The organism is Empedobacter sp. GD03739 (assembly GCF_029843245.1).
In the GTDB taxonomy this organism is placed as follows: domain Bacteria; phylum Bacteroidota; class Bacteroidia; order Flavobacteriales; family Weeksellaceae; genus Empedobacter; species Empedobacter falsenii_B.
In genome coordinates this window covers 39401-53600 of the sequence record NZ_JAOCHX010000012.1, presented here as the reverse complement: position 1 = coordinate 53600, position 14200 = coordinate 39401, and the positions used below count along the sequence as shown (strand labels likewise).

General features: G+C 34.7%; 13 protein-coding genes. All 13 read right to left on the bottom strand.

Annotation, left to right across the window (positions count from 1 at the left end):
- Nucleotides 1–70 precede the first annotated feature (70 nt).
- The 13 genes from N5E64_RS05710 to N5E64_RS05650 all read right to left on the bottom strand — a co-directional run bounded on the left by N5E64_RS05710 (nt 71) and on the right by N5E64_RS05650 (nt 14200).
- Entirely contained in the window at nt 71–844 is a 774-nt protein-coding gene (locus N5E64_RS05710) for a type III pantothenate kinase (RefSeq protein ID WP_280036254.1), read from the bottom strand.
- Nucleotides 844–2697 (bottom strand): M1 family metallopeptidase, encoded by a 1854-nt coding sequence (locus N5E64_RS05705; RefSeq protein ID WP_280036253.1) that lies wholly within the window; start codon nt 2695–2697, stop codon nt 844–846. Before N5E64_RS05705 ends, N5E64_RS05710 begins: the two co-directional genes overlap by 1 nt.
- Nucleotides 2698–2815: 118 nt before the next feature.
- Nucleotides 2816–4204, bottom strand: a complete 1389-nt coding sequence (locus N5E64_RS05700; protein ID WP_038333340.1) for an NADH-quinone oxidoreductase subunit N — start codon at nt 4202–4204, stop codon at nt 2816–2818.
- Between the two features lie 20 nt (nt 4205–4224).
- On the bottom strand, nt 4225–5643 hold the full coding sequence (locus N5E64_RS05695; RefSeq protein WP_125348902.1) for a NuoM family protein: 1419 nt from the start codon (nt 5641–5643) through the stop codon (nt 4225–4227).
- Between the two features lie 7 nt (nt 5644–5650).
- Entirely contained in the window at nt 5651–7543 is a 1893-nt protein-coding gene (gene nuoL, locus N5E64_RS05690; RefSeq protein ID WP_125348901.1) for an NADH-quinone oxidoreductase subunit L, read from the bottom strand.
- A gap of 2 nt (nt 7544–7545) precedes the next feature.
- Entirely contained in the window at nt 7546–7872 is a 327-nt protein-coding gene (gene nuoK / locus N5E64_RS05685) for an NADH-quinone oxidoreductase subunit NuoK (protein WP_026357457.1), read from the bottom strand.
- A gap of 16 nt (nt 7873–7888) precedes the next feature.
- Nucleotides 7889–8407: an NADH-quinone oxidoreductase subunit J gene (locus tag N5E64_RS05680; RefSeq protein WP_038333350.1), complete on the bottom strand. Its 519-nt coding sequence runs from the start codon at nt 8405–8407 to the stop codon at nt 7889–7891.
- The gene (gene nuoI / locus N5E64_RS05675; RefSeq protein WP_038333352.1) at nt 8407–8907 is read right to left on the bottom strand and encodes an NADH-quinone oxidoreductase subunit NuoI; all 501 of its coding nucleotides are present in this window, start codon (nt 8905–8907) and stop codon (nt 8407–8409) included. Before nuoI ends, N5E64_RS05680 begins: the two co-directional genes overlap by 1 nt.
- Nucleotides 8908–8929: 22 nt before the next feature.
- Nucleotides 8930–9979, bottom strand: a complete 1050-nt coding sequence (gene nuoH, locus N5E64_RS05670; RefSeq protein WP_038333358.1) for an NADH-quinone oxidoreductase subunit NuoH — start codon at nt 9977–9979, stop codon at nt 8930–8932.
- A gap of 24 nt (nt 9980–10003) precedes the next feature.
- On the bottom strand, nt 10004–11086 hold the full coding sequence (locus tag N5E64_RS05665; RefSeq protein ID WP_115002357.1) for a 2Fe-2S iron-sulfur cluster-binding protein: 1083 nt from the start codon (nt 11084–11086) through the stop codon (nt 10004–10006).
- Between the two features lie 7 nt (nt 11087–11093).
- Nucleotides 11094–12452 carry an NADH-quinone oxidoreductase subunit NuoF gene (gene nuoF / locus N5E64_RS05660; RefSeq protein ID WP_115002289.1) on the bottom strand — a complete coding sequence of 453 codons (1359 nt, stop codon included), beginning with the start codon at nt 12450–12452 and terminating at the stop codon, nt 11094–11096.
- Nucleotides 12452–12943: an NAD(P)H-dependent oxidoreductase subunit E gene (gene nuoE, locus N5E64_RS05655; protein ID WP_115002287.1), complete on the bottom strand. Its 492-nt coding sequence runs from the start codon at nt 12941–12943 to the stop codon at nt 12452–12454. Before nuoE ends, nuoF begins: the two co-directional genes overlap by 1 nt.
- Before the next feature lie 15 nt (nt 12944–12958).
- Nucleotides 12959–14200, bottom strand: a complete 1242-nt coding sequence (locus N5E64_RS05650) for an NADH-quinone oxidoreductase subunit D (protein ID WP_038333370.1) — start codon at nt 14198–14200, stop codon at nt 12959–12961.

Sequence of the window (14200 nt, the reverse complement as noted above, 5' to 3'; positions counted from 1 at the left end):
AAATGATTTGATATAGAACGAAAAAAGCTCACAATTAGCGAGCTTTTTAATCATATTTATCTAAAATAAATTATTTCTGAAACGAATCTTTATTCAATTCGTATAATATTTTAAGACCTTTTATTGTGTGTAAACGATCATCGATATCAATTTTATCTGTCAACGATTTGTAAACACCGCCAACTCCTCCTGTCGAAATCACATAACATTGTTCTCCTTCTTCGGCATTGATACGATCAATCATTCCTTCGACCATACTCAAAAAACCATAAACCATTCCTGATTGCATGCAAGATTCTGTATCAGATCCCAAAACAGTTTTAGGCGCTTTCAGTTCGACTGTTGGTAATTGAGCCGTTTCTCCTACTAAAGAATTTAAGGCAGTAATAATTCCGGGAGCAATTACTACTCCACCGACATTTGCTGATTCGTCTATGCCTAAGAAAGTTAGTGCAGTTCCAAAATCAATGACAATTTTTTTGCCTTGATAATTTTGATAATGTGCAGCTACGGCATTCGCATATAAATCTGTTCCCATTTGGTTTGACTTATGCTTGATTGCTGATGGTGTATTACGATCCACAACCATTGGTTTGAACTTGTGAATTTTTTGTAAAGCAATCTTAACACTTGCTGTAAGTGGTGGAACAACCGAACCAATCACAATATCTGTAATATCATATTTCTCAATTCCGAAAGGTTCGTACATGTTCGAGAATTTTGCAAAAAACTCGTATTCGGTACGGTAAGGTTTTGAATTGATTGTCCATGTAATAATCTCCGTTTCACTTTTGAAAACTGCGAAACGAAGATTAGTATTTCCAATATTTACTGCTAATAACATTATTTTGTAAATACGTTATTTTTATCGTTTACATCTGCCAAACGTTTTGTTGGATCGATGGTAACTTGTTTAACTTCTTTCGAAACTTTAACATCATAGGTAGGTTTTGTCCAGAACCAATCTTCTAAAATAGTTCTTTTTGCACCTTGATATTCTACTAAGTTTTCTGTTGGTTTTTCTCCACGCATTTCACGTAAAGGAATGTAGAATAATTCTTTTGAACCATCTGTATATTCTACCAATAAATCAATAGGCATTGCAAAATCTGATTTGTTTGCAATTGTGATTGTGTTTCCGTTTACAGCTTCTACAGCGTAATCAATTTTGCGTGTTGTGTTCAAGAATAAATTAAAATACCATTTAAGATTAATTCCAGAAACTTCTTCTGCCACACGTTTGAAATCGTTACCAGAAGGATGTTTGAATTTCCATTGTTTATAAAACTCTAAAAATGTTTTGTTCAAATTATCATTCCCAATAATATAACCCAATTGAATCGCTAAAACTTGACCTTTGTAGTAAGCCTCTAAAGAATATGCATAGTTGGTGTTGTAATAATCTGCCAATAAACTTGCAGGTTCTTCTTTTCCAGAAAGTGCTAAACTAATATATCCTTTGTAAGCATCTGGATTTGGATTAGAAGGCATTACTTTTAATTTATCTACAACATTAAGGTGTGCCATTTGCTCTACATATGATGTAAAACCTTCGTCGAACCATTCGTTGTACGTTTCATTGATTCCAAACAATTGTTGATACCAAGAGTGCGCTGCTTCGTGGAAAATTGTACCAATTAAACTATTCAAATTACTTCCTCCAGCAATTAGAGTTGCAGTACCATATTCCATACCACCGTCACCACCTTGAATAATTGAATACGTTTTCCATGGATATTCACCAAAATGTTCAGAATTATAATCGAAGAAACCTAATGCATAAGGCATCGCTTGTCTCCACGCAGAAGATTTATCATTGTCTTGGTAAACTAAATAAACATCTACGCCATGTTTAGATTTTTCGTGTTCCACAATAAATTCTTTATCTGCAGCCCAAACAAAATCGTGAATATTTTCAGCTTTGAAATTCCAAGCTACTTTACCATTTTTTGCTTTGATTGTAGGATTTTTCAAATAACCTTTTACATTATTTGGATTTTGTAACTCTCCTGATGCTCCCACAACATAATCTTTATCGATGTTAATTGTGACATCAAAATTACCAAAAGGAGCAAAAAATTCGCGACCAACATATTCATCTAAATGCCAACCTTCTGGATCGAATTCTGCCATTTTTGGATACCATTGCGCCATAGAAAATTCTACACCATCTTTCGAATTACGTCCAGAACGACGAATTTGTTCAGGAACTTGCGCATTCCAAACCATATCGAAAGTAGATGTTTGTCCTTCTGCAATTGGTTTTGCTAGCGTAACTTCTAAGATTGTTCCATCAACTTTATACGAAACAGCTTTACCATCTTGCTTTAGAGAAGTCACTTTTTGATAACCGATTTGATCTGGTTTTAATTCAGAAATACGGCTAACATATTTAGGATTTTCTTTTGTTCCAACATTCGTTGCCATTCTTTTATCAGGATCTGGAATGTTTTGCAAACGATTATCCATCATACTTCCTGGTTGAAAAGCATTAAAATACAAATGAAAATAAACTTTATTCAGGCTTTGTCCTGAATTGTTCGTGTATTTCAATTGCATTTTTCCATTATATTGATACGCTTTTTCATTCATATCAACATCAATCTTATAATCTACCTTTTGTTGCCAATATCCTTTGCGTTGCGCAAAAGCAAATTGTACCAAACAAAGGCAAATTAGTAAAGTAAATTTTCTCATTTCTAACTAATCATTAAACTTTAATCTCTCAAAAATACTAAAAAAAGCTCGTGTCAAGTACTTGACACGAGCTTTTAAATAATAAATAATAAAAAACTATATAATATTCATTCTACAATTACCACATTGGCGTTTGCAAAAATGAAGATAATATTCCTGGAAAAATTCCCATCACAATTAAGATAACCATTCCAATGATTAAAAGGAAATTCGTTAATCCGTCTTGTGTTTTTAATTTGTTTTTTCCTTTTTTGAAATACATGTAGTTGATGATTTTGAAGTAATAATACATACTCAAAACTGCCATAACCAATGCAATTACAATCAAAAATAGGTTTTTATCGTTTGTTCCTCCAATACTTAATGCCATAAATTTCGCGAAGAAACCTCCTGTTAATGGAATACCTGCTAATGAAATTAATGAAATTGTCATCGCTGCTGCTAAAACTGGATTTGCTTTTCCTAAACCAATGAAACTCTCAAATTTTGGATTTTTGAATTGATCAATCGTATAGAAAATAATGAAATTCGCAACCGAATAAGCAATCGTATAGAACATCAAAGCCTCTTTAGAAGCTGAATTGATGTTGAACAAAACAAATAACATGAAACCTGCTTGCGCGATTGATGAATAAGCCATCAAACGTTTGACAGATTTTTGAGAAACTGCTCCGAAGTTTCCTATAAATAACGTCAAAATGATGATTGAAGCAAATAATAAACGGTAATATTCGGCATATTCTACATTTGTTGGGAATGATTTTAAGACTAAAATAAATCCTAAAAATGATCCTCCTTTGATGATTGTCGACATAAACGATGTAAACACAGTTGGTGTTCCGTCGTAAACGTCTGGTGTCCATGCGTGGAACGGTGCTGCAGAAACTTTGAAACAAAATGCGAAGATGATTAAACACCATCCTGCGTAATAAATTGTTTCGAAATCTTTGTTATAGTTTACCAATTGATCAACCATAAAAGTTCCTGTTGCGCCGTACAAAAATGTTACACCTAACATCAAAATTCCTGTTGAGAAAGCTCCCATCAAGAAATATTTTACAGAAGCTTCTGTACTTCTAAGACTTTCTTTGTTTGTTCCTGCAATAATGTACATTGGAATTGACATTAATTCGATTCCTAAGAACATAATTACTAAGTTGTGGAATTGTGCTAAAACTGCGATTCCTGTAAAAGAGAAGAAAATTAAGGCATAATATTCTGCCACATGTTTTCCTACTTTTCCAAACGAATCTTTGTTCAACAATAAGTAAAAAATTGCCAATCCTGCCAATGCGATAAAGAACGAAACGCCGTAAAGCGATTGTCCAATCATATTATCGAATTTTCCTGCGAACATTGAGCAACCTTTCAAGTCGAAAATTCCTCCTACAATCATTCCGAAAAACAGAACAACAGAAAGTATATTTAAGGCACGATTATTTTTGATGTAGAATCCACTAAACATCAAAATAATACCTGAAAGTGCTGATAAAATAATCGTATTCATATCTATTTATTCAAAAATGATTAATGTGCTAATAAATTAAAAATTGGTGTTGGATAAACTCCTAAAATAATCACGATGATTGCGATTACAGAAATAACTGCAATTGGTCCAAAACCTCCTTTTTGAGCATCTTTTTGTTTGATGTTTTTCACTTCTCCAAACAATAATGCGCTTGATAATCTCAACGTATAAACGGCAGATAAAATAACACCTAAACAAGCTACTACACATAAAACTGGATTGTGTGTAAATAATGCAGAAAGCATCATAAACTCTCCGATGAATGAGCTTGTCAATGGTAATGCTACGTTTGCTAAACCGAATATCATGAATAAGATAGATAATGTTGGATCAACTTTTGCTAAACCACCAATCGATTTGATGTCTGTCAAATCATATTTTCTTTCCATAATATCTACACATAACCATAATCCTAAAACAACTAAACCATGTGAAAACATTTGGAAATAAGCTCCTGCTACACCATTTGCTAATTCAGAAAATAATGACACAAAAATTAAAGCTAAGTGAGCAATCGAGCTATATGCAATAATTTTCTTCACATTTTTTGCACTCAAAGCTATTAACGAGGCATAAACTAATCCGAAAATTGCTAAATAAGTAATGTATTTGAACAATTCTGAAATCGTTGGAAACATTCCCAAATACCAAGTAACCACTGCAAATAATCCCATTTTCGCCATCAAAGCTGAAAGTACAACTGTTAATGGAGTTGGTGATGTTTTATAGATTGTTGGTTGCCATGTATGAAATGGAAAGATTGGAATTTTAATCACAAAAGCGATTAAGAATAACAATGCCAACGCTGTGTTTGTTGAATAATGCGGTCCTGTAACTTGTACAACATCTGTTAATAAAAATGATGCTGGTTGTAAGAAAAATCCGATGTAAATAATTCCTCCTAACATAAACATCGATCCTAAAATCGTATATAAGAAGAATGTCATATTTGCGCGAATTTTGTCTTTTCCAATTCCAAATAATCCGATTAAGAAATAAACTGGAATTAAGACAACTTCCCAGAAGAAATAGAATAAAATTAAATCTTCTGCTAAGAAAACTCCGTTTAATCCTGCTAAAGTGATTAACAATAATCCATAGAATGTATTGCTATATTTTTGTTTTGTTGTTGATAAATAAACAAAAAGAGCTAAGTAAGTAAGGTTAGTTAATAGAATCATTAATCCTCCCAAACCTTGAGCATTTAACGCGAAATAAGTTTTAACGCTGTTGAAATTGAACCATTGTGTTTGAAACGTTAACTCGTTGTTTCCACCTTTGCAAGTGATAAACAAGTACAACGCCAACAACGCTCCACCAACGAATGCTCCTAACCATCTTTGTGGTTTTTGACCTTGCATTAATAGCATAAAAACTCCTACTATTAATGGTAAAATGATAAATAAAGATAAAAGCATTACTAACCTATTTTGAAATTAAATACCCCATAAAAAAGATTGCGATACCTGCCACGATTCCTACAACCATTAGCATAATATAGAATCCTACATTTCCGTTTTGTAGCTGACGTACATTTTTTGATGCGCGACCAGAAACAGTTCCAACTCCTAAAACAAAAGCTGCAATTCCTGCTTTTTCTACATATTTTTTCAAGACATCACCCAACTCGAACAATGGTTTTACAATTGCATTGTCATATAACTCGTCGATGTACCATTTGTCTTCAAAGAATTTTGCAATTCCTGTTGCTTCACCATCTACATGGTTTGTGTATTTCTTGATTGCATAATAAATTGCACCAAGTACACAAAGTAATAAAGCTCCCATCATCATCCATTCTGTTGCATGAGAAACATGATGAGCTTCTCCGATTGATACAACTCCACTTAAGAAAGTTTGAAGTTTATGTCCGTCTTGCATAAACAACGCTGGAATTCCGATATAACCTGCAAAAACAGAAAGAACTGCTAAGATGATTAATGGAATTGTCATTGCAGCTGGACTTTCATGCGGATGAGCTTCTTTATCTCTTAAATCTCCTAAGAAAGTCATTGCATATAAACGGAACATATAGAATGCTGTCATCACAGAAACGATAAATCCGATTCCGTAAACAACTGGATTAGAAACAAACATTCCTAATAACATTTCGTCTTTCGAGAAGAAACCTGATAAACCTGGAATACCAGCGATTGCCAAACATCCAATCAAGAAAGTGATATGTGTAATTTTCATGTATTTGCTCAAACCTCCCATTTTGCGCATATCTTGCTCGTGGTGCATTCCGTGAATTACAGAACCTGCCCCTAAGAATAATAATGCTTTGAAAAATGCATGCGTCATTACGTGGAAAACTGCTGCGATATACGCTCCAGATCCAATTGCTGCGAACATTAATCCTAATTGAGAAACTGTAGAATAAGCCAATACTTTTTTGATATCGTTTTGACGCATTGCAATCGTTGCAGTAACAAAAGCTGTTGCAATTCCTACGTACTGAATAACTTGTAATGTGATTGGCGCTGCCGAAAATAATTCGTTGCAACGTGTAATCATAAAGATACCTGCCGTTACCATTGTTGCAGCGTGAATAAGTGCTGAAACTGGCGTTGGTCCTGCCATCGCGTCTGGTAACCAAGTAAATAATGGTAATTGAGCCGATTTACCTGTTGCTGCTAAGAATAACAATAATGTGATTCCTGTTAATACAAAACCTGTAAATGCAGATGGATCAATTGCTAATTGGCTGAATACTTTTACATATTCTAACGTTCCAAATTCTTTGAAAATCCAAAACATTGCCAATAAGAATCCAACATCTCCAATACGGTTCATGATGAAAGCTTTCTTTGCTGCTTTGATATATTCTGGATTTGTAAACCAAAAACCAATTAATAAGAATGAACAAAGTCCAACTCCTTCCCATCCAATAAACATCATTACGAAATTGTTTCCCATCACAAGAATCAACATGAAGAAGATGAATAAATTTAGGTAAGAAAAGAATTTTGCAAATCCTTTGTCTTCGCTCATGTAAGCCGAGCTGTACACGTGAATTAAAAATCCAACTCCTGTAATAATTAACAAGAACAAACTCGTTAATGCATCAATTTGAAATGCAAACGGAACTTGTAAAGTTGGAATATTGATAATATCAAATGCCTTAAAAATTAATGGTTGTGCATCTGCTCCTGATGGAACTGACATAAAAACCATGATTGATAAAATGAAACTTGCTAAAACTGCTCCACTTCCGATGAAAGTAACTAAGCTTTTTGAAAGTACATTTCGTCCTAAACCGTTAATCAAAAATCCTATGAATGGAATCAAAGGAATTAACCATATATACTGCTCCATTCTTAACCTTTTAAACGATTTAACACATTAATATCTACCGAGTATACTTTGCGGAACAATAAAATTATCACTGATAATCCTACAGCAACCTCAGCCGCAGCCACAACCATAATAAAGAATACTAAAAGTTGTGCATCTGTTCCTTTTTCTAATGCTGGATTTGCGTGATAGTGCATTTTTGAGAACGCTACTAACAACAAATTCACAGAATTTAACATCAATTCTATACACATAAAAATGACAATTGCGTTACGACGAATCATTACGCCAGCCATTCCTATTCCGAATAGGATTAATGATAAAGTAATATAATAACTGATTGGTAACATCTTTTACTTTTTATATTTAATCCAATAATTCTTCGTCCTTTTTCGATAACATCACCGCTCCAATCATTGCAGAAATAAACAAAATACTGCTCAACTCGAATGGTAAAACATATTCTGAATACAACAATGATCCTAAGTTGTGAATCAATCCTAAATCACCTGTTCCCATTTCTACAGCTGTGTTTGCAGAAGCTTGATTTTGTGAGAAAATACCAATTGTCAAGGCAACAAATAACAAAGAGATTAAACTCGCTGCTAATATTTTTGCTGGTCGACCAAATGATTTCTTTTCACTATTCAAGTTCATCAACATCACCACGAATAAGAACAATACCATAATTGCTCCGGCATAGACAATGACATTTACAATTGCCAAAAACTGTGCGTTTAGCAATACATAATGTCCGCTGATGCAGAAGAATGTTACGATTAAATATAAAATGGAATGTACAGGATTTTTACTGAACACCATTAGTAGCGCACTTAACACCGTTAAGCTCGACAAAACATAGAATAAAATGATAGGTAATTCCATTAATTTGTAGCTTTTTTCGGGATTAATAAATCTTCTTTCGAATAGATAAAGTTTTGACGTTTGAAACTTGCTGGTGGAACTGTTTGCGATAAATAAACAGCATCTTTTGGACAAGCTTCTTCACAGAATCCACAGAAAATACAACGTAACATGTTAATTTCATATTTCGCTGCATATTTTTCTTCGCGGTAAAGATTTTCTTCACCAGGAAGTCTTTCTGCTGCTTCCATTGTAATCGCTTCTGCTGGACAAGCCAAAGCACAAAGTCCACAAGCCGTACAATTTTCGCGATCTTCTTCATCTCTATTCAAAACGTGTAATCCTCTAAATACAGGACTAAACGGTCTTTGTTTTTCTGGATAACTAATTGTTGCTTTCTTCGAAAAGAAGTGCTTCAATGTAATCATCAACCCTTTTGCGATAGAAATCAAATAGATACTTTCCCAAAAAGTAAGGGGTTTACGTTCTACTTGTTTTACTCTATTTGTAATTGGTTTCATACTTTTAATGATTTTGATGATTCTACTTGTTTAATAATAAAATCACTAAGCCTGTAATTAACATATTGATTAATGCTAAAGGCAATAATTTTTTCCAACCTAAATCCATTAATTGGTCATATCTGAAACGAGGAATCGTCCAACGCACCCACATATAGAAGAAGATGAAGAAACAAGCTTTACCGAATAATGAAAGGAAATTAAGAATTGCCGTTCCATTCACTCCGATAGAGTTTACTAATGTTGCATCGTCTACAAATGGGATATCGTATCCACCAAAATATAAGGTAGAAATTACTACAGAACTGATAAACATGTTGATGTATTCTGCGAATAAGAAGAATCCCATCTTCATCGAAGAATATTCTGAGTGATAACCTCCAATTAACTCATTTTCTGCTTCTGGTAAATCGAACGGAGTACGGTTAGTTTCTGCGAACGAACAAACCAAGAAAATAATAAATCCTAATGGTTGTAATAAGATAAACCACGCATGCTCTTGTTGATAATGTACAATATCACTCAATTTTAAAGAACCTGTCATCATCAAAATTGTGATTAACACTATTCCCATCGGTAATTCGTACGAAATAATCTGCGAAGCTGCACGCAAACCTCCCATTAAAGAGTATTTGTTGTTCGATGCCCAAGCACCAATCATAATTCCATAAACACCTAAACTTAATACACCTAAAATGTATAAAAATCCGATGTTAACATCTGCAATTTGAGGAACAACTACACGATCTCCAATCTCGAAAGCTGTCGACCATGGAATAACTGCACCTGTCATACAAGCTACAATCATTGCCAAAGATGGACCTAAGATGAATAAAAATTTATTCGAATCTTTTGGTGTAATTTCCTCTTTCGAGAATAATTTTAAACCATCGGCAAGCGGTTGTAATAAACCAAAAATACCTGCACGGTTTGGTCCGATACGATCTTGTAAGAATGCTGCAACTTTACGCTCAGCCCAAGTAGAGTACATGGCAACAACTAATGCAAAACCAATCATTACGCCTACTAAAGCTAACTTTTCTAATGCATCAGCAATAAATTCTTCTGTCATTTTGTTAATTTTATTTACGAATGATTAATCTTTAAAATCTTTACTTGTTGCTGGTCCATCAATTTTAGATAAATCACGATTTGGTTCATTTACTTCTGAAACCGAGTGAATATCTAATAAAATCTTTGGATCGCGTTTGATTACTTTCGGAAGTGTTTCTTTTGGCTCCACTTTATTCTCAAAGTAATGACCTTGACGAACAACAGAATCTTTAGAAATTTCTGATGGTTTTTCTAACGTCCAATCGTTGATATCTTTTTTATCGAAACGACATGTGTTACAAATCCAATCTTTTACTTCGTTAAATTCATCTTTGCGAGCTGTTACACGGAAAACTTCGTTTCCACGGAACCACACTTGTGCTTTACCAGAACAAGTCGGACAATCGCGATGTGCATCAACTGGTTTCAAGAACCAAACACGATTTTTGAAACGGAACGTTTTATCTGTTAGAGCTCCAACTGGACAAACATCAATAATATTTCCGATGAATTCGTTATCTAAACTTTTGTTGATATGAGTTGAAATTTCTGCGTGATCTCCACGATTCATTACACCATGCTCACGACAACCTGTGATTTGATCCGCAGTTTTTACACAACGATAACATAAAATGCATCGGTTCATGTTCAACTGAATATTTGGACCTAAATCTTCTTTTGGGAATGTACGACGATCAAATTCGTAACGTGTTGCTTCTGCTCCGTGCTCGTAACTTAAATCTTGTAATTTACATTCTCCTGCTTGATCACATACTGGACAATCTAAAGGATGGTTGATTAATAATAATTCAACAATACCTTTACGTGCCTCAACTGTACGCTCAGACGTTTTATTGCCTACAACCATTCCGTCCATAACTGTTGTACGACAAGACGGAACCAATTTTGGCATTGGACGAGGATCTGCTTCACTTCCTTTTGATACTTCTACCAAACATGTTCTACAGTTTCCTCCTGTATTTTCTAATTTACCGTAGTAACACATCGCTGGAGGTGCTACTTCTTTACCAACCATACGAGCGGCTTGAAGGATCGTTGTTCCCGCAGGTACTTCAATCGTTTCGTTATCGATGGTAACTTTAAATAATGGTGTTTCTTCTGCCATCTTCGTATTAATTTGCGGTTTCTTTAATTTCGATTGGATCAGCATAATGTGCTAAACCAAAATTACGCATCAAACATTCTTCCGGATTATTAATATGCCATTCAAACTCATCACGGAAGTGACGAATTGCCGCTGCTACTGGCCAAGCCGCTGCATCTCCTAATGGACAAATTGTATTTCCTTCGATTTTACGTTGAACATCCCATAACAATTCGATGTCAGACATTTTTCCTTTTCCTTCATCGATTCGTTTCAAGATTTTTTCCATCCAACCTGTTCCTTCACGACAAGGTGAACATTGTCCACACGATTCGTGACGATAGAAACGAGCTAATGTATACGTGTGGTAAACAACATCTTGATCTTCATCTAAAACAATAAATCCTCCGGAACCCATCATTGTTCCTGTTTGGAAACCTCCTTCTGATAAACTTTCGTAATTCATGTAACGAGGTTTACCTTCTGCAGTTTTTAACAATAAGTTTGCTGGAACAATTGGCACAGAACTTCCTCCAGGAATACATGCTTTAAGGCGTTTTCCATTTGGAATACCTCCACAATATTCGTCTGAATAAATAAATTCTTCAACCGTAATTGTCATATCAATTTCATAAACGCCTGGTTTATTAATATTACCACAAGCTGAAATTAATTTTGTTCCTGTTGAACGTCCAACTCCAATTTTAGAATATGCTTCTCCTCCAATCTCAATAATTGGAACAATAGCTGCAATTGTTTCTACATTGTTTACAACCGTTGGTCTTCCCCATAAACCTTTAACAGCTGGGAAAGGTGGTTTTAGACGTGGATTTCCACGTTTACCCTCTAACGATTCTAACAATGCCGTTTCCTCTCCACAGATATAAGCTCCACCTCCACGTTGAACATAAATTTCGCAATCGAAACCTGTTCCTTGAATGTTTTTACCTAACCAACCAGCAGCTTTTGCTTCGTCGATTGCTTCTTCTAAAATTTCTGCAACCCACGCATATTCTCCACGGATATAAATAAATGATGTATTAGAACCTAAACAGAATGATGAAATCAGAACTCCTTCAATTAATAAATGAGGAATATATTCCATCAAGAAACGGTCTTTGAACGTTCCTGGTTCAGATTCGTCTGCATTTACCACTAAGTGTCTTGGAACACCTTCTGGCTTTGCCAAAAAGCTCCATTTCATTCCAGTTGGGAAACCTGCACCACCACGACCTCTTAAACCAGAAGTTTTTACTTCTTCTAAGATTTCATCAGTTGTCATTTTAAATGCTTTTTCAGCATTTGCATAACCACCGTTTTCGCGGTAAGCTTGATACTGACGAATTCCTGGAACATCAATATTTTTTAACAGTAATTTTTGTCCCATTATGCTAATTTTTTCAATTCCTCGATTAATTCGTCTACTTTCTCGATCGTTAAATTCTCACGATACGTTTTTCCTAACTGTAGCATTGGCGCGTAACCACATGCTCCTAAACATTCGGCTGGTTTTAATGTAAATAAACCATCTGCCGAAGTTCCACCAGCTTCAATATTTAATTTTGTTTTGATGTGTTCAATAATTTTGTCTGAACCTCTTAACATACAAGGTCCTGTTTGACAAACTTCTAACACAAATTTCCCTACAGGATTTAAGTTAAACATCGAATAAAATGAAGCTACTTCGTAAACTTCTACTGGTAAAATTTCTAATACTTCTGCAACATAATCTAAATGAGGAGTGTCTAACCAACCACCAAACTCAGCTTGTGCGACATGAAGTAAAGGAATCAATGCACTTTGTTTTTTATCCGATGGATAACGTGCAATGATTTTATCTACTTTTTGTTGTGTTTCTTCTGAAAATTGAATTGCCATTTTTAATAATTTTTATTAAGCATCTAATTCTCCAGCAATCAAATTCAAACTACTCATTGTGATAATGGCATCTGAAATCATTGATCCTTCAATCAATTCTGGATAAGCTTGATAATAAATGAAACAAGGTCTACGGAAATGTAAACGGTATGGCGAACGTCCACCATCAGAAACGAAATAATAACCCAACTCACCATTTGCAGCTTCGATTGAATTATAAATTTCTCCTTTTGGCATATCTACCTCTCCCATAATAATTTTGAAGTGATAGATTAACGCTTCCATTTTTGTGTAAACATCTTTCTTTAGTGGTAAATAAAAGTCTGGAGCATCAGCATGATATTGCGTTGCTTCTTCTCCTTCTAATGCATCAATTTTTGCAATTGCTTGTTTAATGATACTTAAACTTTGCCACATTTCTTGACCACGAACTAAGAATCTATCGTAACAATCTCCCGTTGTACCAACTGGAATATCGAATTCGAATTCTTCGTAACGAGAATATGGTTTCGCTACACGAACATCATAATCTACACCAGCCGCACGTAAATTTGGTCCTGTGAAACCATAATTTAATGCACGTTCAGCCGAAATTCCTCCTACTCCTTGCGTACGATCCATAAAAATACGGTTACGTAAAAATAAGTTTTCAAACTCTGTTAAGACATCTGGAAACTCTCTCACGAAACGATGGATTTTTGTCCAAGCAACTTCAGAAAAATCACGTTCGAAACCACCGATACGACCAATATTTGTTGTTAAACGAGAACCACAAATTTCTTCGTAAATCTCATAAATCAACTCGCGGTATTTCATCATATAAAGGAATCCTGTAAATGCTCCTGTATCAACACCCATAATCGAGTTACATACAATATGATCTGCCATACGAGCCAATTCCATAATGATAACACGCAAATAAGAAACACGTTTTGGAACTTCAATTCCAACGAATTTCTCAACTGTCATGTGCCAACCTAAGTTATTTAACGGCGCCGAACAATAGTTCAATCGGTCTGTTAAAGGTGTAATTTGGTACAAAGGTTTGCGTTCAGCAATTTTCTCAAAAGCACGGTGAATATACCCAACTGTAGGAACCGCAGATTTGATGATTTCACCATCAATCTCTAAAATATTTTGAAATACCCCATGTGTTGCAGGATGCGTAGGTCCTAAGTTTAAGGTAATTGTGCTTTTTTCTAACGAACCATCTGGAAGATCAAGATGCTTTAATTTTTTAGTTTTCTCTTTTCCCAT

Bases quoted from the DNA above. Each gene is read 5' to 3' on its own strand.
- N5E64_RS05710 (WP_280036254.1), bottom strand. From the start codon at position 844: ATGTTATTAGCAGTAAATATTGGAAATACTAATCTTCGTTTCGCAGTT.
- N5E64_RS05705 (WP_280036253.1), bottom strand. From the start codon at position 2,697: ATGAGAAAATTTACTTTACTAATTTGCCTTTGTTTGGTACAATTTGCT.
- N5E64_RS05700 (WP_038333340.1), bottom strand. From the start codon at position 4,204: ATGAATACGATTATTTTATCAGCACTTTCAGGTATTATTTTGATGTTT.
- N5E64_RS05695 (WP_125348902.1), bottom strand. From the start codon at position 5,643: ATGCTTTTATCTTTATTTATCATTTTACCATTAATAGTAGGAGTTTTT.
- nuoL (WP_125348901.1), bottom strand. From the start codon at position 7,543: ATGGAGCAGTATATATGGTTAATTCCTTTGATTCCATTCATAGGATTT.
- nuoK (WP_026357457.1), bottom strand. From the start codon at position 7,872: ATGTTACCAATCAGTTATTATATTACTTTATCATTAATCCTATTCGGA.
- N5E64_RS05680 (WP_038333350.1), bottom strand. From the start codon at position 8,407: ATGGAATTACCTATCATTTTATTCTATGTTTTGTCGAGCTTAACGGTG.
- nuoI (WP_038333352.1), bottom strand. From the start codon at position 8,907: ATGAAACCAATTACAAATAGAGTAAAACAAGTAGAACGTAAACCCCTT.
- nuoH (WP_038333358.1), bottom strand. From the start codon at position 9,979: ATGACAGAAGAATTTATTGCTGATGCATTAGAAAAGTTAGCTTTAGTA.
- N5E64_RS05665 (WP_115002357.1), bottom strand. From the start codon at position 11,086: ATGGCAGAAGAAACACCATTATTTAAAGTTACCATCGATAACGAAACG.
- nuoF (WP_115002289.1), bottom strand. From the start codon at position 12,452: ATGGGACAAAAATTACTGTTAAAAAATATTGATGTTCCAGGAATTCGT.
- nuoE (WP_115002287.1), bottom strand. From the start codon at position 12,943: ATGGCAATTCAATTTTCAGAAGAAACACAACAAAAAGTAGATAAAATC.
- N5E64_RS05650 (WP_038333370.1), bottom strand. From the start codon at position 14,200: ATGGGAAAAGAGAAAACTAAAAAATTAAAGCATCTTGATCTTCCAGAT.